General features: G+C 52.2%; 22 protein-coding genes. 10 read left to right on the top strand and 12 right to left on the bottom strand.

All coding sequences use genetic code 11. The features are described from left to right. Positions 1–28: 28 nt before the first annotated feature. On the bottom strand, positions 29–619 hold the full coding sequence (gene plsY / locus KDX31_15305) for a glycerol-3-phosphate 1-O-acyltransferase PlsY (GenBank protein UTW02701.1): 591 nt from the start codon (positions 617–619) through the stop codon (positions 29–31). 98 nt (positions 620–717) lie between these two features. On the opposite strand from plsY, the gene KDX31_15300 reads away from it, so the two are divergent. Genes KDX31_15300 through KDX31_15280 form a run of 5 tightly spaced genes read left to right on the top strand, consistent with a single transcriptional unit; the run spans position 718 to position 4525 of the window. Beyond that, on the top strand, positions 718–1032 hold the full coding sequence (locus KDX31_15300) for a hypothetical protein (GenBank protein UTW02700.1): 315 nt from the start codon (positions 718–720) through the stop codon (positions 1030–1032). 50 nt (positions 1033–1082) lie between these two features. Further along, positions 1083–1439: a dihydroneopterin aldolase gene (folB, locus tag KDX31_15295; protein UTW02699.1), complete on the top strand. Its 357-nt coding sequence runs from the start codon at positions 1083–1085 to the stop codon at positions 1437–1439. Then, positions 1439–1948, top strand: a complete 510-nt coding sequence (gene folK / locus KDX31_15290; protein ID UTW02698.1) for a 2-amino-4-hydroxy-6-hydroxymethyldihydropteridine diphosphokinase — start codon at positions 1439–1441, stop codon at positions 1946–1948. Before folB ends, folK begins: the two co-directional genes overlap by 1 nt. A 38-nt stretch (positions 1949–1986) precedes the next feature. Next, complete coding sequence (locus tag KDX31_15285) at positions 1987–2583, top strand: LemA family protein (protein ID UTW02697.1); 597 nt, start codon at positions 1987–1989, stop codon at positions 2581–2583. A 37-nt stretch (positions 2584–2620) separates the two neighbouring features. Next, on the top strand, positions 2621–4525 hold the full coding sequence (locus KDX31_15280) for a M48 family metalloprotease (GenBank protein UTW02696.1): 1905 nt from the start codon (positions 2621–2623) through the stop codon (positions 4523–4525). Between the two features lie 36 nt (positions 4526–4561). On the opposite strand, the gene KDX31_15275 is transcribed toward KDX31_15280, so the two are convergent. The 9 genes from KDX31_15275 to KDX31_15235 are packed head-to-tail and all read right to left on the bottom strand — an operon-like array spanning position 4562 to position 13734. Next, positions 4562–5302, bottom strand: coding sequence for a pteridine reductase (locus KDX31_15275; protein ID UTW02695.1), 741 nt, complete (start codon positions 5300–5302; stop codon positions 4562–4564). Next, complete coding sequence (locus KDX31_15270) at positions 5302–6423, bottom strand: hypothetical protein (GenBank protein ID UTW02694.1); 1122 nt, start codon at positions 6421–6423, stop codon at positions 5302–5304. The genes KDX31_15275 and KDX31_15270 overlap by 1 nt, the downstream gene beginning before the upstream one ends. Before the next feature lie 3 nt (positions 6424–6426). Then, the gene (gene glpE / locus KDX31_15265) at positions 6427–6747 is read right to left on the bottom strand and encodes a thiosulfate sulfurtransferase GlpE (protein ID UTW02693.1); all 321 of its coding nucleotides are present in this window, start codon (positions 6745–6747) and stop codon (positions 6427–6429) included. Continuing rightward, positions 6747–7568: a symmetrical bis(5'-nucleosyl)-tetraphosphatase gene (locus KDX31_15260; GenBank protein UTW02692.1), complete on the bottom strand. Its 822-nt coding sequence runs from the start codon at positions 7566–7568 to the stop codon at positions 6747–6749. Before KDX31_15260 ends, glpE begins: the two co-directional genes overlap by 1 nt. 11 nt (positions 7569–7579) lie before the next feature. Further along, the gene (apaG, locus tag KDX31_15255; protein UTW02691.1) at positions 7580–7966 is read right to left on the bottom strand and encodes a Co2+/Mg2+ efflux protein ApaG; all 387 of its coding nucleotides are present in this window, start codon (positions 7964–7966) and stop codon (positions 7580–7582) included. A gap of 19 nt (positions 7967–7985) precedes the next feature. After that, the gene (gene rsmA, locus KDX31_15250; protein ID UTW02690.1) at positions 7986–8786 is read right to left on the bottom strand and encodes a 16S rRNA (adenine(1518)-N(6)/adenine(1519)-N(6))-dimethyltransferase RsmA; all 801 of its coding nucleotides are present in this window, start codon (positions 8784–8786) and stop codon (positions 7986–7988) included. Further along, positions 8776–9786 (bottom strand): 4-hydroxythreonine-4-phosphate dehydrogenase PdxA, encoded by a 1011-nt coding sequence (gene pdxA / locus KDX31_15245; protein UTW02689.1) that lies wholly within the window; start codon positions 9784–9786, stop codon positions 8776–8778. The genes rsmA and pdxA overlap by 11 nt, the downstream gene beginning before the upstream one ends. Before the next feature lie 5 nt (positions 9787–9791). After that, positions 9792–11084, bottom strand: a complete 1293-nt coding sequence (locus tag KDX31_15240) for a peptidylprolyl isomerase (GenBank protein ID UTW02688.1) — start codon at positions 11082–11084, stop codon at positions 9792–9794. Then, positions 11074–13734 carry an LPS-assembly protein LptD gene (locus KDX31_15235; protein UTW02687.1) on the bottom strand — a complete coding sequence of 887 codons (2661 nt, stop codon included), beginning with the start codon at positions 13732–13734 and terminating at the stop codon, positions 11074–11076. The genes KDX31_15240 and KDX31_15235 overlap by 11 nt, the downstream gene beginning before the upstream one ends. A gap of 133 nt (positions 13735–13867) precedes the next feature. Here KDX31_15235 and KDX31_15230 point away from each other — a divergent pair, with 133 nt between their 5' ends. The 3 genes from KDX31_15230 to djlA are packed head-to-tail and all read left to right on the top strand — an operon-like array spanning position 13868 to position 16447. Then, positions 13868–14920: a phosphotransferase gene (locus tag KDX31_15230; GenBank protein ID UTW02686.1), complete on the top strand. Its 1053-nt coding sequence runs from the start codon at positions 13868–13870 to the stop codon at positions 14918–14920. Beyond that, positions 14920–15612, top strand: a complete 693-nt coding sequence (locus tag KDX31_15225; GenBank protein UTW02685.1) for a nucleotidyltransferase family protein — start codon at positions 14920–14922, stop codon at positions 15610–15612. The genes KDX31_15230 and KDX31_15225 overlap by 1 nt, the downstream gene beginning before the upstream one ends. Continuing rightward, positions 15602–16447: a co-chaperone DjlA gene (gene djlA, locus KDX31_15220; GenBank protein ID UTW02684.1), complete on the top strand. Its 846-nt coding sequence runs from the start codon at positions 15602–15604 to the stop codon at positions 16445–16447. The genes KDX31_15225 and djlA overlap by 11 nt, the downstream gene beginning before the upstream one ends. Positions 16448–16463: 16 nt before the next feature. On the opposite strand, the gene KDX31_15215 is transcribed toward djlA, so the two are convergent. Further along, entirely contained in the window at positions 16464–17543 is a 1080-nt protein-coding gene (locus tag KDX31_15215; protein ID UTW02683.1) for a DUF3530 family protein, read from the bottom strand. A gap of 115 nt (positions 17544–17658) precedes the next feature. Here KDX31_15215 and rpe point away from each other — a divergent pair, with 115 nt between their 5' ends. Together rpe and KDX31_15205 are read left to right on the top strand one after the other, a co-directional pair. After that, on the top strand, positions 17659–18330 hold the full coding sequence (rpe, locus tag KDX31_15210; GenBank protein UTW02682.1) for a ribulose-phosphate 3-epimerase: 672 nt from the start codon (positions 17659–17661) through the stop codon (positions 18328–18330). Positions 18331–18369: 39 nt separating this feature from the next. After that, positions 18370–19059 (top strand): phosphoglycolate phosphatase, encoded by a 690-nt coding sequence (locus tag KDX31_15205; protein ID UTW02681.1) that lies wholly within the window; start codon positions 18370–18372, stop codon positions 19057–19059. Here the strand turns inward: KDX31_15205 and nhaR are convergent. Beyond that, complete coding sequence (gene nhaR / locus KDX31_15200) at positions 19052–19987, bottom strand: transcriptional activator NhaR (protein ID UTW02680.1); 936 nt, start codon at positions 19985–19987, stop codon at positions 19052–19054. The two genes, KDX31_15205 and nhaR, sit on opposite strands and share 8 nt — an antisense overlap. Positions 19988–20029: the final 42 nt, after the last annotated feature.

The following is a 20029-nucleotide window of genomic DNA, read 5'->3' as shown; positions in this document are numbered from 1 at the left end:
TTGTTTGCTGCTTTAGCTAGATGGCGTGTTATAGCCGGCTTTCCCGGCCATTCAGTAGGTTGCGTATATTCTGATGATGGGTTGCCAGAATTAGACTGCTCATAATAATCACCGGCAGTAACAGCTGAGGGGCCAGGATCCAGCTCAGCACAGGGCTTAGCAGGGACATGCTGACCGCCGCCAGTGACGATATGCGACGAATGGCCAGCACCAAAAGCCAGATGGCGCCCTGGGACAGCGCCAGGCGATAATCGAGAAACAGGCAACCACCTAACATGGTGGCGACTCCCTTGCCGCCTCTGAAATGCAAAAAAACTGACCATACATGGCCAATCAGGGCAGATATTCCCACTAAAGCCTGGTCGAACAGGTCAAGGTCAGCCCATTGTGCGATAGAAACCGCCAGCATCCCTTTACTGAAATCACCGGTCAGTGTTAACAGTGCCGCGGGACGGTTTCCGGTACGTAAGACATTTGTTGCGCCAGGATTTCTCGAGCCCAGTTGACGAGGGTCGCCGATCCCCATAAAGTGACAAATCAGCACGGCAAACGGAATAGAACCCAGCAGGTAACCGACGAGCATAATGGTCAGCGTTGTGGCAGCATCTGCTTCGATCATATTCCGGTTCCGCTGTTGCGTGTTAGGGTAAGCTATTTTTTATAGCGCACTTCAGCTCAGGATGAAAGCTGTAACCGGTGCGACTGAGGGATTCAGGGATGAAGAAGCGGGTAGTGTTAATACTGTTGTTGCTGGCAAGCCATTGTTCAGCGGGTCTAAGGATGGAGGATGGCAGTCTGATCAAGGCGGGTGATAATATTGATACCCTCTATGCATACTGGGGTAAAGAGCAGCAGCGCCTGGTCAGTCAGCGAACCTGCAACCATATTATTCAGCTAAAACGGCAATATTGTTCTACCCGGCGTTATATCTGGCAACGTAATGGGCGCTATATGCTGGTGCAGGTATCTGGACGTATGATTATTAAGACAGGTTGGACGCGATCTAAGAGAGCGCTAACAGAGTCCTTCTGAGCGTTTTTAGGGCAGTCTGATGTTGATAACACGAGTGTAAGGGTTTTGTCTTGGATATTGTGTATATTGAGGGGTTAAAGGTAGAGACCGTAATTGGAATCTATGACTGGGAGCGTGAGATCCGTCAGACGGTATGTCTGGATATTAAGATGGCTACCGATATTCAACAGGCCGCGGCCTCTGAAGATATTGATAGCACCCTTAATTATAAAACGGTCTCAGATCGCTTAATCAGCTTTATTGAAACCAGTGAATTTCTTCTGGTGGAGACGATGGCGGAAGAGATTGCGCAGATTATTTTGGATGAATTTGGTGTCCGCTGGCTGAAGCTGAAGCTGGGGAAACCCGGTGCAGTGCCAATGGCCCGGGATGTCGGTGTAATTATTGAACGTGGAGAGCGCTTCTGATGGCTCAGGTGTTTGTTAGTATCGGTAGTAATACTGAACGTGAAGTCTATATTAATCGTTGTCTTGATGCCCTGGACGCACAATTTGAAAAGTTGGCCTTGTCGCCGGTTTTTGAAAGTGAGCCTGTTGGATTTGATGGTGATAACTTCTACAACCTGGTGGCGTCGTTTAACACTGAGTTGCCGGTGGGCGAACTGAGTAAAAAGTTAAAGATGATCGAGGATGATAATGGCCGTTGCCGGACGTCACCGAAATTCAGTGGCCGGACGCTGGATATCGATATTCTCACATATGATGCACTTATCGGCGTGATTGATGGCGTCACCCTGCCGCGTGGCGAGATCACTGAAAATGCATTTGTGCTATGGCCATTAGCAGAACTGGCGCCTAAGTCCCGGCATCCGGTTTTGGCTGAAACCTATCAGCAGCTGTGGCTGGACTACGATAAGGATAAGCAACCCCTGCATCCGGTGTCATTTATCTGGCGGGAGAAGGATCTTTCTGCCTGATCAACAGGACCGTTTTTAAATTATAAAGGAGTTATACGATGGGAATGGGATCACTTATATTTTTGGTTATCATTGTTGCGCTGGTGTTCTATGTTGTAGCGATCTACAACCGGCTGGTGACGCTGAAAAACCGCTACCAGAACAGCTTTTCACAAATTGATGTTCAGCTAAAACGCCGTTATGACCTGATACCCAATCTGGTAGAAACGGCGAAGGCCTATCTGGAGCATGAGCGGGGGACGCTGGAGGCGGTGATTGCGGCGCGTAATGAGGCGATGGCGGGGCTGAAAGCGGCGGCGGCTGATCCGGGCAGTGCTCAGGCGTTATCTCAGCTGGCCCGGGCCGAAGGCGGATTGCAGGGCGCGCTGGGCAAACTCAGCATCGTGGTAGAGGCGTATCCCGACCTGAAAGCGGATACTAATATGCGCCAACTGAGTGAAGAGCTAACCTCTACGGAAAACCGCGTAGCGTTCTCCCGTCAGGCATTTAACGATGCGGTGACCGAGTACAACAGTTATAAGCAAACCTTTCCGCCGGTATTGCTGGCCGGAACCTTTGGCCATGTGCAGGATGCAACTTTACTGGAGTTTGCCGACCGGGAGCAGCTGCAGGTTGCACCTAAAGTCAGCTTCTGATTTTACCTGTAAACAGTATCTGAGATAGGGACTGTCAATGAACTTCTATGCGGCTCAGGATCAGGCCCGTAAGAGCAGCCGCATTCTGATGCTGCTCTTCGTGCTGCTTAATATCGCTCTGGTCGTGCTGATAAACCTGCTGTTTGCCTGGTATCTCTGGGTGAACGATGACCCTCTGGCGTTACCCGATCGTGTGTTTCTTGACTATCTGAGCTGGCAGCGAATCTTTGTGGTCGCGCTGGCTATCGGGTTGCTGTTGCTGTTCGCCGCGTGGCTGAAATGGCTGGATGTAAAACAAGGCGGCGGTGCGGTTGCGGAGATGTTTGGCGGGCGGCAGGTGCAGCCGTTAACAAATGATACCGCTGAGCGGCGGCTAATCAATGTCGTCGAAGAGATGGCACTGGCTGCCGGCATTCCCGTGCCTCCTGTCTATGTAATGCATAATGAGATGGGTATCAATGCGTTTGCCGCTGGACTTGGACTCACTGATGCCGCGATCTGTGTAACCCGGGGGACACTGGATAGCCTCAGTCGGGATCAGTTGCAGGGGGTTATTGCGCACGAATTCAGTCATATTCTTAACGGCGATATGCGCATTAATATGCGTTTACTGGTGATGCTTCATGGCATGGTTTTTTTTGCTGAATTAGGACGGGTATTTGCCAGTAGCAGAACCAGTTGGTGGGCTGATTCGACCCGTTCCAAAAGCTCCAGTCGGGGGTATCTGGTATTGCTGGGACTGGGGCTGATGGTGGTCGGCTGGTGTGGGGTGATGGTGGGCAACATGCTCAAGGCTGCCATCAGCCGTCAACGTGAGTTTCTGGCGGATGCCTCCGCAGTGCAGTTTACCCGCAACCCCGAGGGTATTGGGGGGGCGTTGAAAGTGATTGGGGGCAGTCATTTTCAGGGACACCTGAGCCATCCCGAGTGTCAGGAAGCGGGGCATCTGTTCTTTTCAGCGGTGATGCCAGGCTGGCTCTGGTCAACCCATCCCCCGCTGGACGTCCGGATTCGTAAAGTTGACCCGGAATGGGATGGTAACTACCTTGAACCTCAGCCCTCGCTGCGTTCTGCTGAGGCGGATGTTGATAAGATTATCAAAGCAAACTGTCCGAATGCGGAGGTCATTGATGCGCTTATCGGTACACTGGCGGGTGCCGAGTTGATGAATGATACGGAGCAGGATCAACCCCCCGGGAGCCCGCATACATCAGACAATGATCTGTATAACCTGGCGCGAGATCCCTATGATGCCAGGATCGTTTTACTGGGCTTGCTGATGGATGGTGATAGCCGGGTCAGGGAGAAGCAGTTAACACTGATCGGTGCTGAAGATGCAGCGCTGGAGGATCGTCTGTGTACCTGTCTGAAGCGTTTTGAACAACTCTCCCGGGCTGAATATCTGCAGTTGATTGAGTTGGCATTACCTGCTCTGAAGTCGCAATCAGCGAGTCAGTATAAATCGTTTAAGCGATTGCTGCTCAGGGTGGTTCAGGCGGATCAGCAGATTGATCTGTTCGAATGGGTATTGTATCAGCTGGTGAGTCGCTACTGTGATGCCCACTTTGGCGTTAGACGTAAACGGCAAAACCGTTACGATAGTATCAAAGCACTTGGTGATCATTACGCTGTGGTTATCTCAATGCTGGCTTATCATGGTGAGATGCCGGATGACCTGACTCTGAAAGCCTTTAATCGGGGAGCTGGCGTGGCTGGACTCTATACCCTGGCCCTTTTGCCCCGCGCTGAATGTACCCGTGAGCGGTTTGCCGCATCGGTGACTGAGCTGGCTGCGGCGACTCCATTTATTCGGCAGCGGATGCTGAAGGGGATGGTACAGGTGGTGCGTCATGATGGCGAGATAGTGCCGGTGGAGCGAGAGATGATAACGGCCATTGCCGCCGTGATGGAGAGTCCGCTGATCGGCCTTGATGAGGCATAAGGCTGTTTGTTAACTGCCGTTCAGCCTTCGCTTAAGTTAATGGCTATAAAGTGATTTTCCGCCATCGACTGCGATGATCTGGCCGGTAATGTAATGCTGGCCTGCCAGAAACAGCACTGTCTCAGCGATATCTTCGGGTGTTCCTGCCCGCTGCAGCAAAGTTTTCTCCAGAATTGCGTCTTGCTCCGCAGGACTCACTGCCGCTTCCTGCTCGGGCCAGAGAATGGGGCCCGGAGCGACCCCATTGACCCGGATTGCAGGGGCCAGCTCTTTGGCCAGGCTGAGAGTCATCATCTGCAGACCCGCCTTCGCGATTGAGTAGATCGGATATCCGGGAAGTGCTCTCTGAGCGTGGATGTCCACCAGGTTGATAATGTTACCCTGCTGCTGCTTCAGAGCGTCAGCCAGCTTTGCTGAAAGAAAGTAAGCAGCTTTCAGGTTGCTGTTGATCAGATCATCCCATTGTTGGTCGCTGCTTTGTTCAAGCGGCGTTGGATAGAAGGATGATGCATTGTTGACCAGCAGATCGATCTGTCCCCAGCAAGCCAGTGTCTGATCGGCCAGTTCCGATACCTGTTGGCTGTTGTTGAGGTCAGCCTGTAATACTCTGGCGCTGCCCGGCTTTAATCCGTTGAGTTCGTCTGCCAGCAATTCGGCGGCTTCGGTGGAATGATGGCAGTGGATAATAACCCGGTAGCCTTGCTGACATAACTGTCGTGCTATGGTTGCACCGATTCTTCGGGCGGCACCGGTAATCAGTGCAACAGGCTGTGTCACTATAAAACTCCGTCGATCTGTTGTTGGCAAACAGCCAGCTGAGTGCGGTAAAGCGCTTCACCCAGTGCTTTGCCTTTGAATCCCTGATCCATCAGCGCTTTCGGGTTGATTTTCCGGAGCGACTCAAGCAGTTGGGGTAGTTGCTGTTCTACGGCCAGGGTTTCTTTGCAGATCACTGAACACCCCTGAAGTAGCAAGCTGAGGTGCTCATCGCGTCGCAACAGATCAAGCTGTCTGACCAGCTCAAGCCGTTGTTCGGCGTCCAGTTGTGAGTAGTGACACAGCTGATCTGACTGACTACAAAACTGTAATGCCAGATCCCGGTATGCATTAGGCGTGCGGTGATCGTCGCAAAACTTTTTGATGTATTGATTGCGTTGCGCCAGAGGGATTTTCGCGAATGCGCTGCGCAGTAATATGGCAAACCGGACCCGGGGGTCGACCGGCTGGCTTATCGCCGTGAGGGTTTGTGTGTCACGCGCTGCCGCTATGAGTTCAGGAAACAGTTTTATCAGTGCATTGGCCTGAAGCAGGGTAACCAAAAACTGCTGAGGAGAGTCCTCGCCCAAGGCTCGCTGAAACTCCTGCCATACCCTTTCGGCTGTGAGGTGCTCAAGTTCATCCCCTTGCGCCAGCTGTTGCATCAGTCTGAGAGTCTGCGGCGCGATCGTGAAGCCAAGGCCAGCATAACGGGCCTGAAAACGAGCTACCCGGAGAACTCTCAAAGGATCTTCGGAAAAGGCGGGTGAAACATGACGTAGCACCTTTTGTTGCAGGTCGCGCTGGCCATTGTAGGGGTCGGTGATATTGCCCTGGTCGTCCATTGCCATGGCATTGATAGTCAGGTCCCGGCGGATCAGATCCTCCTCCAGGGTGACGTCAGGGCTGGCGTAATAGCGGAAACCGGCATAGCCTTTACCGGACTTGCGCTCGGTTCTGGCCAGGGCGTACTCTTCACCACTGTCAGGGTGGATAAAAACCGGGAAGTCTTTGCCTACTGGTCGAAACCCCTGTTGCAGCATCTGCTCGGGTGTTGCGCCAACCACAACCCAGTCCCGGTCATATACCGGATAGCCCAGCAAGTTGTCTCTGACTGCGCCGCCAACCAGATAGGTCTGCATCACTCAGCTGTTGGAGCAGAGGTCAGGACGGCTGGCTTGCCAGAGTTCAAAGCCACCATCGAGGCTGTATACCTGGTCAAAGCCTTGCTGGATCAGGAAGCCCGCTGCGGACTGACTGCTGAAACCGTGATAGCAACAGACAATCAGCGGAGTGTCCATATCTGCCGACTGGATGAAATCATGCAGGGTATCGTTGCTCAGGTGAACGGCGTTTTTAATGTGGTTTTGCTGATAACTCTGTGGGTCACGGATATCAGCAATGATGGCGCCCTCAGTGATCAGTTGTTCAGCGCGGACGATATCGATACATTCAAAATTATCCATCAGTTGCCGTACCTCATTTTGCTATTTACAGAAAACAGTTGCTGATCCTCGAGTCGTAGTGCTGTCAGTTTACCGCCCCATACGCAGCCGGTATCAATAGCATAGACGTTTTGCCGGTCTGCTTTGCCTTCCAGTGCGGCCCAGTGGCCAAAGATAACCCGGCTTTGCTGAAATACTTTACCCTGATGGATAAACCAGGGCAAAAAGCCACTTGGCTGGCTGGACAGTGCGCCTTTGGCGGAAAACTCCATGCAGCCCTTGCTGTCGCAGAAGCGCATTCGGGTAAAGTAATTGGTAATAGTTCTGATGCGGTCAAATCCTTCCAGTTTACTCGACCAGCAGGCGGGCTGATTACCATACATCCGCTTGAAGAACTCCGTTGCCAGAGTGCTTTGCAGTACGGTTTCTACCTCTTTCGACCGCTTTTGAGCTTTTTTCAGCGACCATTGAGGCGGTATGCCTGCATGCGCCATGGTAAACCCCAGTTGTTCATCGGTAACCAGCAGGGGCTGAAAGCGTAGCCACTTCATCAGCTGTTTTGCATCAGGGGCCTTTAGCAGATCCTGAAAAGTGTCGGAACGTCTGGGTTTGATGGCGCCACTGTAAACGGCCAGCATATGCAGGTCGTGGTTGCCCAGCGTCACGACTACCTGATCCCGGATGCTGTAAAGAAAACGCAGGGTCTCAAGGGATTTGGGTCCCCGGTTAACCAGATCACCCGCCAGCCAGAGCTGGTCGGTATCCGTAAAACCGATATGATTCAGCAGTGCCTGAAGCTCGTCGTAGCAGCCCTGAATATCCCCGATTGCATAGGTTGCCATTTGCAGAGTCCTCAGTGCAAGGCGTTGGGAAGAGCGAGCGTAAAGGGCTCTATATCAGCATTAAATGTGTCGCCCTCACCGGTTTTCATCAGGTAGTGTCCCTGCATGCTGCCCACCCGTGTTGCCAGTACTGTACCACTGGTATAGCTGTAACTTTGCTGTGGTTCAATAACCGGCTGTTCGCCTATAACGCCTTCGCCTTCAACTTCCTGAACCTGCTCATCACCATCGACAATCAGCCAGCGGCGCCTTAACAGCTGAACTGGCTGGGGATCATTGTTGGTAATGGTGATGTGATAGGAAAATACATAGCGCTTTTTCTCGGGGTCAGATTGCTCCGGCAAATAGGCTGTTTCCACATGGATAGCGATGTTATGAGATATATCTGAGAGGATCATATAGTTTCGTTATAAATTGTTATTTACTGCTCAGATAATCACTTATCCGGATGAAGTCGATCAGGGCGAGGCGCTCCGGGCGCAGGCCCGGATCAATGCCCAGAGCTTCAATCTCATTGGCATCAAGCAGGGGTTTAAGGTTATTACGCAGGGTTTTCCTGCGCTGACCAAAGGCTGTGCGGACAACGGTCTCCAGCTTACTGATATCCTGTGCTGGATGGGGTAATTCTTTATAGGGTATCAGTCGAACGATAGCCGAATCAACTTTGGGTGCCGGATCGAATGCATGGGGCGGTACGAGAAATAGCGGTTCCACCTGGCAGTAATATTGCGCCATGATCCCGAGCCGGCCATAAGCGCTGTCGCCAGGCTTGGCTGCCAGTCGGTCCACCACCTCTTTCTGTAGCATAAAGTGCATATCTTCAATCTGATCAGCATAGCTTAGCAGGTGAAAAATCAGCGGCGTGGAGATGTTATACGGTAGGTTACCAACCACGCGTAGCTGCTCATCCTGTTGCTGCAGTGTGGCGAAGTCAAACTTAAGCGCATCACCCTCATGGATAGCGAACTTTTCGGCGTAACTGAAGAATTTAGTGCGCAGAATTGGCACCAGATCACGATCCAGCTCTACCACATCCAGCCGTTGGCACAGATCCAGTAACTCTTCAGTGATGGCGCCCAGACCCGGGCCTATCTCTACCAGGTGCTGTGTTTCACCTGGCGCAATGGCTCTGATGATCCGGCGGATAACGCCCTGATCCTGAAGAAAGTTCTGACCAAAACGTTTACGTGCTTTATGGCCTGCGGGTTTATTGCTCATTCAGTGTTCCGGTGGTGTGACGGTTAGCTGACATCTCGGCAGCATAATTAATAGCGGTTAGCAGGCTGCCGTAATCGGCGCTGCCGGTTCCGGCCAGATCGAGCGCCGTACCGTGATCCACGGAGGTACGGATAATCGGCATTCCCAGAGTAATATTCACGGCCCGGCCGAAGCCTTTGTATTTCAACACTGGCAGCCCCTGATCATGATACATCGCCAGTACCGCATCTGCTGTATTAAGCATCTTGTCGGTAAACAGCGTATCTGCCGGCAGTGGGTCGCTCAGATTGTAACCCTTAGCCCGGAGCCGGTTGATGACCGGTTGAATCACTTCAATCTCCTCGCGTCCCATGTGGCCTCCTTCTCCGGCATGGGGATTCAGTCCGGCAATCAGAATTCTTGGATTCTTCAGGCCAAAGCTCTGCAGAAGGTCCTGTTGTAATACCGTCAGAACCTCCTCTAGCAGCGGTTGGGTTATCGCTGCAGGAACCGCTGCAAGTGGCAGGTGTGTTGTTGCCAGCGCGACCCTTAGACCCTCGGTTGCCAACATCATGACGACCTTATTGCTGTGGGTCAGCTGTTCCAGAAACTCGGTATGGCCGCTGAACGGAATGCCGGCATCGTTGATCACCCCTTTATGGACCGGAGCGGTCACCAGAGCGGCGAACTCGCCACTCTGACAGCCCTGAGTGGCGCGGGTCAGGGTATCGAGTATATAGCGGGCATTAGCCGGATTCAGTTGCCCGGGCTGTGCTGTTTTAACCAGGCAGACCGGCTCTATCCATAATGTGCCGGGCGCGGTTGGGCAGACCGGCTCATCGGCATTATAGGGAATCAGGGTGATTGGCAGATTGAGCAAGCGGGCTCTGGCCTGCATCATTAGTGGATCCGCGATTACCACCAGTTGGTGGTCGTGCCCCTGTTGGGCGATCTGAATGCATAGGTCAGGCCCTATCCCGGCGGGTTCTCCCGGGGTCAGGGCCAGTCTGTGGATAGACATCTGAATTACTTAATCTCGATATATGCCTGAGAGCGGATTTCCCTCAGCCAGTTTTGCAGCTCTTCGTTAAACTTACGCTGTCGGATGGTTGCCCTGGCCTGATTGGTCTGCATCTCTTCGCCCATATCCTGCTGTCGACGATCTTCGACTTTGAGAATATGCCAGCCGAAGCGGGATTCAAACGGGGCGCTTATTTTGCCAGGCACGGTATTGAACATCACTTCTTCAAATTCCGGCACCATCTGACCGGACTGTGCCCAGCCCAGATCGCCTCCCAGTGAGCCGCTGCCCGGGTCGTCACTATGTTGTTTGGCCAGCTCTTCGAAGGGAACCCCTTGCTGTAGTTGTTGGTAGATTGATTCTATCTCGCGACGGGTCTGAGCCGGGGAGCGGATCTCATTCGGGGTGAGAAGGATATGCTTTACCTTAACCTGATCAACCAGCTGAACAGAGCCACCTTGTTTATCATTGAGCTTCAGAATATGAAAACCACTGGGGCTGCGAAGGGGGGCGCTGAATTCGCCGGGATTAAGTTTTTTAACAACGGCCGCAAACTCTTCCGGCATCTCATTCAGTTTGCGCCAGCCAATCTCTCCGCCTTTCAGGGCGTTTGGCCCTTTGGACTGAGCAACAGCCGTTTCAGCAAAATCAGCGCCGTTTTGCAGTTCTGCAGCGATCTTTCCTGCTTGCTGCTCGGCTGTCTGAATCATCTGTGGAGTCGCCTGTAACGGCACTGCAATAAGGATCTGTGAAAGGCTATAGCTTTCGGCACTCATCTGCTCTCCCTGCTGGGAGCTGAGGTAGTTATCAATCTCCTGCTGAGAGACGTTAATACGACTGTTAACGATACGCTGCTGAATACGCTGAATAAGCATTTCGTTGTGTATCTGCTGGCGGGCCTGAGCATAATCCTGCCCCTCCGCGATCAGTGCTTCACGGAACTGTTCCAGCGTCAGGTTGGAGCTGGCAGCGATCCGTTCCATTGAAGCATTCAGTTCGCTGTCGCTGATGCGGATGCCCCGCTCATCACCGATCTGTAGCTGGATGTTATCCAGAATCAATCGATCAAGAACCTGGCTCCGCAGGGTTTGTTCATCCGGCAGGGTGCGCCCCTGCGCGCTAAGGCGGGACTTTATCATCGCCTCCCGATCATTCAGTTCGCTTTGCAGAACGATATCGTCGTTTACAATCGCGATGATCCGGTCCAGAGGAATATCTGCGGCGCTGGCCGAGACAGAGAAGCCCAAAAGAAGGGCAGCCATACCTGGCTTTAGTTTTTTTATGAGATTAGTAGTCATCATTCTCTTCACGTTCTTTAAAGCCAATAATATCTTCTAGCGCTGCAGTGCCGCCGCCAACTGTGCCAAGGCCTTTCAGGATAAATTGCAGAAACACTGCACTGTCTTCCCTTCCACCGCTATCATCCTCTATCCACTTGCGGGCAGCAACCCGAACTTTCCAGCAGCAACTTGCATATTCAAATCCAAGTAGTGCTTCAGGTGTTTGAGAGTTCTCCATATCTTCCTGCCAGCGTCCCATCATCGTCCACTCTGGTGACAGTGGCCAGATAAATGAGATCTCAGCCTGGCTCCGAAGGTCTTCCCGATACCGGTAACTAAAACCGATCACTTTATTGAGCGCCGGAGTGTAGCGCACTTTGAAGTTGCTCTCTAACGGATTAAAGGCGCTCCGATCCAGCTCGGTATCGACCGATAACCGCAGATACGAATAGGGGTTCCAGTAAGCTTCAGCGGCGAAGTTAGACTGATGTTCGGTATCGACACTGGTATCACCGTTAAGTTGCACCCTGCGGTCAGCAAAATAGTATGCCTGCGCCAGTCCGACACGGGCGACTTCGCTGCCGTCGTTACGGACCAAGGCCGAGCTGAGTCCGATTGATACCTGCTGATTATCACTGACTTTATCCAGACCGGTAAAACGGTTCTCCCGGAAAAGCCCCTGATAGCTGAAATCTGCTTCAGCGGTATCGAAATCAGGGATGCCTTGCTGATCTTCCCGTTGGCTATACAGGGTGAACAGACGAGGCTCAAACGTTTGTGTGTAATTGTCCAGTTGACGTTCAAACACCAGACCAGAGTTAATACTGAAAACACCGGTTGCCCTGTCTATCTTGTCGTCCTGACCGGCGACCTGATCCTGCAGGTCGTAATGGCTTAACCAGTAACTCATTTTGGGGGTCAGGTAGCCCCAGGACCAGAGCATCGGTACGCTGATAGCGGGTTGTATATGTACCCGGCTACCGGTGACCCGGTCAATGCCACTCAGATCGTCGATTTTCCGGTCAAAGCGGGTTGCGTCGGCGAGGTAGCTGAATACGACCTCCTGTCCCAGCTCATAACCGTAGTTACCGGTTACCTGTAACTGCGGCATACGCTGGTAGGGGGATTTGCTGTCATTGATCGTCTGATAGCTATGGGCTCGCAGGGTGGCAGCCCAATGCTTGCGGCTATAAGTTGCTTCGGCTCGTTGGTCTAAATGAGTGGAACGATCAACTTCCAGGCTGGATCCGAGATCATCGAAATAGTCATCATCGCTGACTGCCGTGTAGTCCACCTGGCTGCTCCAGGCACCCTGACTTCCTGTGTGATCTACACCAAGCAGCCAGCGATCACGGTCTGCCTGTATATCATCAATTAATAGTCCGGTACTGAGAGCTTGCTGACCATAACTGTTCAGATGACGAAACTCATTTTCCAGCAACAGTCCGCGTTCGGTGAAAACCTTTGGAGTCAGGGTATCGTCGTAATTGGGTGCCAGATTGAAATAGTAGGGTGCTGCTACCTCAAGGCCATCTTCATTGGAGTACCCGAGGGAGGGGAATAAAAAGCCTGAATGTCGCAGGTCGTCAATTGGAAATTCGATATATGGGAAATAGAATACCGGTGTATCGGCCACTTTCAGGGTGGCGTGACGTGCCGTACCAAATCCCCGGTTTGGGTCCAGCACCAGAGAGCTAGAGGCAATTTTCCAGCTTTCATCGTTCGGTGGACAGGTGGTATAGCTGCTATCTTCCATCCGTATCCGATTATCCTTCAGGCGGATAATACGTTTGGCTTCACCCCGCAGAGACTGTTCATGGACTACGTAATCGGCGTTACTGACCACCGTTTCGCCGGTGATTGCATTGGTCTGTGCCTGGGAACCGCGTAGTAGCAGGCCGGGCTCGCGATACTGAATATTGCCGTTCATGGTGATCTGATTGGAGATCTGATCCACCTCAGCAGAATCGCTGCGCAGGAAGTGCCCGCGCTGGCGTAATTCAACATTACCCTCTAGCCGGGTAAGACCACCCAGTTGGGTTTCAGAGCTATCAGCATCAACCGTCAGGTTTTCGTCAGCTTCCGATGGTATCTCAGAGTCAGGTTCTATATAGACGCCATAACACGCTTTTGACGCGCCGGTTATGGGGTACCAGTCCTGAGCCGCATAACGGGTATCGTTGAGGTCTGCTTTTTTGGCCTGATCTTCGATAACCGGTTGATCGCTGTCCTGATTGACGACAGGCAGTGCTGCAGATGCGGTGCCCCGGGAACTTTGTTTCGCTGGAGGGGCTGTCGTGTGCTGATTATCGAGGCAAGACCAGCCGCCGGAGGCGTTTGCTTCGCACAGCCAGGCACCGCTGATCTGCTGCATAGGCCCCAGGTCGGGTGTCAGATCAGCAGTGTCCGATCCGGTATCGGTTGCACTACTGCTCTCTGATACCTGCTGAGGACCTGCAGGAACAATCAGATCTGTCTGTGTATCCTGATCCGCGAGCGGGTTGGTCCGATCCGGCTGATCACATTGCCAGCTCTGACCATTTTCCATGGTGCAGGTCCAAAGCGCATCGTGGATATCGGAATCCATTTCGGCGGCAAACAGGGCTGCGGGCATGGCAGCAACAACTGCCAATGTAAGTGTGTATGAAGAACGTCTTGAAAACGGCATTCAGATTGTCCATTAGGAAGCGCAGAAAAAGCGTCTATTTCCCTTATCGCTAAACCTTGATTCGAGTAACATACCCTATAGAGCATGGCATGATAAAACATTCAGCTATAACAACGCTAGGGGATTGATAGATATGGGACAAAGGCTGGCCGGGCTGAAACAGTGGGTCGTGCAGATTTTTACCGAACTGAATATAGATCTGGCTGAGGACTGGCAGTGTGTTCCGGTCTCCGGTGATGCCAGTTTCAGGCGTTATTTCCGTCTTAAAAGTCATGGTATGAGCTGGATCTTGATGGATGCTCCACCGGAGAAGGAGGACAGTCATCCCTTTGTCTGTATTGCTAAAGCGTGGGAACCGCTGGAAATACATGCACCGGTGGTACACGCCGTGGACTTTGAACAGGGCTATATGCTGTTATCCGATCTGGGGGATGATCTGTATCTGGGGCAGTTGAATGATGATAGTGCTGATGAACTCTACAGCCGGGCACTCTCTGCGCTGACCCGATTGCAACAGTGTCGGGATATTGCCGGACATCCATTGCCCTTATATGACCGGGCGTTATTGCAGCGGGAGATGGATCTGTTCCGTGACTGGCTGGTGGCTGACCTGTTGGCCATAAAAGTAGGGCCGGGCGTCACACAGCTGTTCGCAGAGGTATCGGAATATCTGATCGACGCTGCATTGGAACAGCCTCAGGTCTGCGTGCATCGTGATTACCACTCACGGAACCTGCTGGTTGATGGCGAAAACACACCGGGAGTGATCGATTTTCAGGATGCAGTGATCGGCCCGGTGACTTATGACCTGGTTTCCTTACTGCGGGATTGTTATATCGAATGGCCGGACATGCGGGTCTACAGCTGGGTGGATCAGTTTGGAGAACAGCTGGTTGCGGATGGTTTGATCGATCATTACGACCGTGAAACCTTCTACCGCTGGTTTGATCTGATGGGCGCTCAGCGGCACCTCAAGGCCGCGGGGATTTTTGCGCGGCTGTGGCTTCGGGATGGAAAACCGGGCTATCTTACCGATATCCCCCGGACGCTTAATTATATTATCCGGGTGGCGGGGCGCTATGATAGCCTGCTGACCTTTGCCGCCTGGTTGCAGGAGGTCGTTGTGCCAGCGATGTATGCCAGTGAACACTTCGATAATCGGCATCTGGATAAGTGGTTTAGCTGATGAGGGCGATGATACTGGCGGCCGGACTTGGCACCCGGATGAGGCCGCTGACGCTGACAACCCCAAAACCTCTGCTGCCGGTGGCGGGTAAACCTTTGATTGAATACCATATTGAAGGACTGGTGGCCGCCGGAGTCTCTGATATAGTGATTAACCATGCCTGGTTGGGCGAGCAGTTGGAAGCTCATATCGGAGATGGCGATCGTTTTGGTGCCAAGGTGCACTGGTCAGCTGAATCAGAACCACTGGAAACGGGGGGCGGGATATTTAAGGCGTTGCCGTGGCTCAATGAAAGTGGAGAGGCGTTTTTGCTGGTGAACGGAGATGTGTTTACTAACTATCCATTTGCACGCTTGACGAGGAAGAGCCTGTCAGATGAGTGTCTGGCTCATTTGGTTATGGTGTCAAATCCAGAGCATAATCCAGAGGGAGATTTTGCCCTGCAACAAGGGATGGTCTCTGAAACGGGCAATCAAAAGCTAACCTTCAGTGGTCTCAGTTTGCTATCCCCACAACTGTTTAATGGCTGTTCTGAGGGGAAGTTTCCTCTGACACCTCTGCTGCGCAGTGCAATGCGGTCAGGGCGAGTGAGTGGCGAACACTATTCAGGGTATTGGCGGGATATAGGAACTCCTGAACGGCTTCAGGACGTCAGTGAAGATATTAAAAAAGGTCGGGTAGATGTCATTTAGTAGTGAAAACGCAGGTTTCAGTCTTGGCAGACTGATCAGGAATAACCGTACGGCACTGATTGTTGGTGGTCTGATCGGTCTTATGAGCGGCGGCCTTGTTGGTTTAGTGTTCGGGGCAGGCATCGCTGTGGCGCTGTCATCAGCGCTGAAGAAAGCGCTGGGTAAGGCGCTTAACCCTCAGGATGCTTTTTTCCGGGCAACCTTTACGGTTATGGGCAAACTGGCTAAAGCGGATGGACGGGTTAGCGAAGAGGAGATCCGCTATGCCCGCGAAGTGATGAACCGCATGGGACTCAGTGAGGCGCGCCGGCTTGAGGCGATGGAGCTCTTTTCACAGGGTAAAGAGAGTGATTTTGATATCGCAGAGGTACTGCGTCCTCTCAGTGCGTTGATCCGTTTCCGTATCCCACTGAAACTGATGTTTGTTGAAATTCAACTGCAGGCGGCGATGGCTGATGGTCAGGTCAGCGAAGCAGAAACCATCATCATTCGTGAAGTTTGCCACTTATTGCAAATGTCGCAGGCGGAGATGGCCGCTCTGATGGCTCGCATGCAATCCCAGTTTTCTTATCAGCAGCACAGCTACCAGTCTCATCATGGCGGTTATGTTTCTGAGCAGGAACTGTTAAAAGAGTCTTATGGCGTATTGGGTGTCGCTGAGTCTGTTTCTGATGCTGAACTTAAAAAAGCGTATCGTCGTTTAATGAGTCAGCATCATCCGGATAAACTGGTCGCCAAAGGCTTGCCCGAGGATATGATGCAACTGGCGAAAGAGAAAACACAGGAGATTCAGGCGGCTTACGACCGGGTCAGAGAAGCCCGGAAAAAAAGCTGATACAGCTGAGTTTAGCTTAGTTGAACTGCCCGGAACCCGGAGTGAGTTCCATCGCTTCAGCTGCGGGCTGCGCTGGTTTTTGGGCATCGAGGATATGGGTTTTCAGAATGCCCCTGAGTTGCCGGGTGAGCCACAGCGGTTCTTTGCGAGGGTCATTACTGCGCAGGTTCAGGCGGATCTGCCGGTACCCTTGGTTGCCATTTCTGCGGGCGGTGCGTTTACGCAGCTCGGCTCGTTGCTGCCTGATGCTGTTGTTGTCAAACCACAGATCCAGTATCGGTACTTTCGCCTCAGAAATCATCTGTAGCAGGTTGGGGGCGTGCTCATCCATGACCAGAGCCGGGTCAAGCAGGACCAGAAAACGATCTGGCTGGGTTGTATCCTGCATAAAGTAATGCATCGCCCAGGTGGCACCTTCGCCAACCCCCAGAACGATTTTTATATCGCCCTCTACATCAGCCAGTTGGCTGGATGCCTGCTGACCCAGTTCAGCGACCAGTTTTTTGTAATTTGCCATGTTTTTTTCTGCGGTTGCAGCATCAGAGTTTGATGCTTCGTTCTCGCCGTTTGTCTGTGCCGGATCAGCAGTTGGCTCACTCTCACCGCCATTCGTCAGGTTTGGTGATGTCTGAATCTGGCCGTTGTCCTGCAGTGCGGGGAGTGTCCGTTGCGGAACTACTTCGGAGGGCAGGCCGGGCAGGGTGATGCTCAGTGTATTCCAGTTATATTCGGGGAGCTGAGTCCGAAGTGGGTGCACAATCGAGGGCCAGTCTGCACTGGTTGACCGGTCAGGAAAGATCAGAATGCTGCCAGCAGGACGTGAGGTGATGGCGCGCTGCAGTAAAGCCAGCTGTTTTTGTCCGCCTGACTCCAGCCAGATAACGTCTGTTTCTGAATTCTGTGCCTGGGCAATATCTTTCTGCTGTTGCTGCACCAGGTCTGGCATAACCCGATCAGCGGGATCGGTTTTACTATTAACCGCTGTGGTCTCTGAATTTTCGATACTGTTTTTATCGATACCATTTTCCTGTGCCGCAGGCAGGGCAGCAGCTGAGGTCAGGAATAGTGTGAAAATCAGCGGTTTATTCAGTTTCATGGTGGGATTATTCAAGAGCGTGATGATATTAGCAAGGGCGAAAGTCGGTTGAGTTTCAAAGCGTGCAAAGTACAATAGCCGGATTCCTCTTCCTAACACTTTCCGAGTTACGTTAATGGCTGATTATAAGATTGCTCCATCAATTCTTTCTGCAGACTTCGCCCGCCTGGGTGAAGAGGTTGAAAATGTTCTTGCAGCGGGTGCTGATTATGTCCATTTCGATGTGATGGATAATCATTATGTACCTAACCTTACGATCGGCCCAATGGTTTGTAAGGCACTGCGTAAACATGGTATCCAGGCACCGATTGATGTTCATCTTATGGTTAAACCGGTCGATCGCCTGATCGGTGACTTTATTGAAGCCGGTGCCAGCATTATAACCTTCCATCCAGAGGGTTCTGAACATATCGATCGCTCCCTGCAGATGATTCGTGATGGTGGCTGTAAATCAGGTCTGGTATTTAACCCGGCGACACCGCTGAGCTATCTGGAGCATGTCCTGGACAAGGTCGATATGATCTTGCTGATGTCGGTAAACCCGGGCTTCGGTGGTCAGAAATTTATTCCAGCCACGCTGGATAAGCTCAAACAGGCTCGTTCAATTATTGATAAAAGCGGCTACGATATCCGTCTTGAAGTGGATGGTGGTGTCGGTATCGGTAATATTGCTGAGATTGCTGCTGCTGGAGCCGATACCTTTGTGGCCGGTTCTGCAATCTTCAATACTGACGATTATAAAGCGACTATCGATAAGATGCGGGCTGAGCTGGCAGCGCTCAGTTAAGAAACCATTGGAAAGCCTGGCGCGGATTGAACCATTCTGATGCAGTTAAGCGAATTTTATAACGCCGGTTTACCCCGACTGGTTCTGTTCGATCTGGATGGTACCCTGCTGGACAGTGTGCCAGATCTGGCGCTGGCTATTGATCGTATGCTGGCCGCTCTGGCGCTGCCGTTAGCGGGCCAGTCGCAGGTGCGCAACTGGGTTGGTAACGGTGCCCAGATGCTGGTGAAACGAGCATTGGCTCACAGCGTTGCCTCGTCGGATAATGAAACTGAGTCCGATCTGTTTGATCAGGCATTTGCGCTTTTTCTGCATCATTATGATCAGTGCTGCGCGGAACAAAGTCGGCTGTATCCGGGAGTGCAGGATCTTTTATCTTTTCTGAAGGATAACCGGATTTCCATGGGGTTGGTGACCAATAAACCGATTAATTTTACTGAAAGTTTATTGGACGAATTCGACCTGCGACACTTTTTTGCTATCGTTCTCGGGGGCGACAGTCTGACGGAGAAAAAGCCGCATCCCATGCCGTTGTCATATGCGATGGAGCAACTGGACGTTTCGCCGCTGCAAACCCTGATGGTGGGTGATTCCCGCAGTGATATCAAAGCGGCGCAGGCGGCTGGCTGCAGAGTCGCTGCTGTAACGTACGGCTATAATCATGGAGAGCCTGTTTCCGCTTATCAGCCAGATCTTATCGTTGACAATCTGGCTGAACTGATCAGTTGATCAGCGGCTTCGGACAGGTCTGTTTAGCCGAATCAATTTCATCAAAAAGCGCCATTCTTGCAGCATTACACACCGCGAGCACCCCGGGATGACTCACCCGGCGCTCCAGCGATATAGCATAGAAACGTTCACGTATATCATCCATCCGTCCGATCACCTCTACGCCATATTGTCGGGTCATCTGCTGTTCAATCACAGTGGGAGCGCAAAAAATACCGGCTCCGGACAGGCCAAAAGCTTCTATGAGTGCGGTATCAGCACACTCAACCTGAATGTCCGGTTTTATTTTATATCGCTCAAACCAGCGCTTCAGTCCCATACCTCGCTCAGTATCGGCAGACGGCATCAGCATCGGGGCTCCTTCAAGCGCAGCAGGAAAGTTGGCCCGGTAGGTTGCTGCGACATCTCGGGTGGCAAAAAAACTCAGGCCGCACTCACCCAGAAGGTGGTTATACCCGCGAATATGAAAGCTGGCATCCAGTGGCCGGTCTGCCAGCACCAGGTCAAGCTTCTGGGTTGCCAGATCTGCCAGCAGGCTGGGTAATGGACCCTCTTCACAGATAAGCCGGCTGGCATCATTAAGTTTTAGCGCAGGCTCCAGCAGGTGATAAGCGATCAGCTTAGGCAAGACATCGGCAATACCAATGTTGAAACGCTGCTGTTTGAGTTTCACCGGGTTGTGAATGCTTTGCTTGAGTTCATCGCCCAGCAGGAAGATATCTTCGGCATAGTTAAGCGCGTGCTGCCCCGCTTTGGTCAACTTAAGATTTCTGCCCCGTTTTCTGAACAGCGGAGTCCCCAGTTCGTGTTCAAGCAGCTTCAACTGACCACTGATTGTTTGTGGCGTCAGATGCAGTTTCTCGCTGGCCTTGTTGATGCTGCCTTCCTGAGCTACCACGAGAAAGTATCGCAGGTGTTTGTAATTCATGGATATACCTGGCTGTTATTATAATAGATCGAATAAATCTTA

The sequence above is a fragment of the Amphritea atlantica genome (assembly GCA_024397875.1).
Lineage (GTDB): Bacteria > Pseudomonadota > Gammaproteobacteria > Pseudomonadales > Balneatricaceae > Amphritea > Amphritea atlantica_B.
Note: the sequence above shows the minus strand (reverse complement) of the source record. Positions and strands in the feature narration are given on the sequence as shown.

Bases quoted from the DNA above. Each gene is read 5' to 3' on its own strand.
- plsY (UTW02701.1), bottom strand. From the start codon at position 619: ATGATCGAAGCAGATGCTGCCACAACGCTGACCATTATGCTCGTCGGT.
- KDX31_15300 (UTW02700.1), top strand. From the start codon at position 718: ATGAAGAAGCGGGTAGTGTTAATACTGTTGTTGCTGGCAAGCCATTGT.
- folK (UTW02698.1), top strand. From the start codon at position 1,439: ATGGCTCAGGTGTTTGTTAGTATCGGTAGTAATACTGAACGTGAAGTC.
- KDX31_15285 (UTW02697.1), top strand. From the start codon at position 1,987: ATGGGAATGGGATCACTTATATTTTTGGTTATCATTGTTGCGCTGGTG.
- KDX31_15280 (UTW02696.1), top strand. From the start codon at position 2,621: ATGAACTTCTATGCGGCTCAGGATCAGGCCCGTAAGAGCAGCCGCATT.
- KDX31_15270 (UTW02694.1), bottom strand. From the start codon at position 6,423: ATGCAGACCTATCTGGTTGGCGGCGCAGTCAGAGACAACTTGCTGGGC.
- glpE (UTW02693.1), bottom strand. From the start codon at position 6,747: ATGGATAATTTTGAATGTATCGATATCGTCCGCGCTGAACAACTGATC.
- KDX31_15260 (UTW02692.1), bottom strand. From the start codon at position 7,568: ATGGCAACCTATGCAATCGGGGATATTCAGGGCTGCTACGACGAGCTT.
- apaG (UTW02691.1), bottom strand. From the start codon at position 7,966: ATGATCCTCTCAGATATATCTCATAACATCGCTATCCATGTGGAAACA.
- rsmA (UTW02690.1), bottom strand. From the start codon at position 8,786: ATGAGCAATAAACCCGCAGGCCATAAAGCACGTAAACGTTTTGGTCAG.
- pdxA (UTW02689.1), bottom strand. From the start codon at position 9,786: ATGTCTATCCACAGACTGGCCCTGACCCCGGGAGAACCCGCCGGGATA.
- KDX31_15240 (UTW02688.1), bottom strand. From the start codon at position 11,084: ATGACTACTAATCTCATAAAAAAACTAAAGCCAGGTATGGCTGCCCTT.
- KDX31_15235 (UTW02687.1), bottom strand. From the start codon at position 13,734: ATGCCGTTTTCAAGACGTTCTTCATACACACTTACATTGGCAGTTGTT.
- KDX31_15230 (UTW02686.1), top strand. From the start codon at position 13,868: ATGGGACAAAGGCTGGCCGGGCTGAAACAGTGGGTCGTGCAGATTTTT.
- KDX31_15225 (UTW02685.1), top strand. From the start codon at position 14,920: ATGAGGGCGATGATACTGGCGGCCGGACTTGGCACCCGGATGAGGCCG.
- djlA (UTW02684.1), top strand. From the start codon at position 15,602: ATGTCATTTAGTAGTGAAAACGCAGGTTTCAGTCTTGGCAGACTGATC.
- KDX31_15215 (UTW02683.1), bottom strand. From the start codon at position 17,543: ATGAAACTGAATAAACCGCTGATTTTCACACTATTCCTGACCTCAGCT.
- rpe (UTW02682.1), top strand. From the start codon at position 17,659: ATGGCTGATTATAAGATTGCTCCATCAATTCTTTCTGCAGACTTCGCC.
- KDX31_15205 (UTW02681.1), top strand. From the start codon at position 18,370: ATGCAGTTAAGCGAATTTTATAACGCCGGTTTACCCCGACTGGTTCTG.
- nhaR (UTW02680.1), bottom strand. From the start codon at position 19,987: ATGAATTACAAACACCTGCGATACTTTCTCGTGGTAGCTCAGGAAGGC.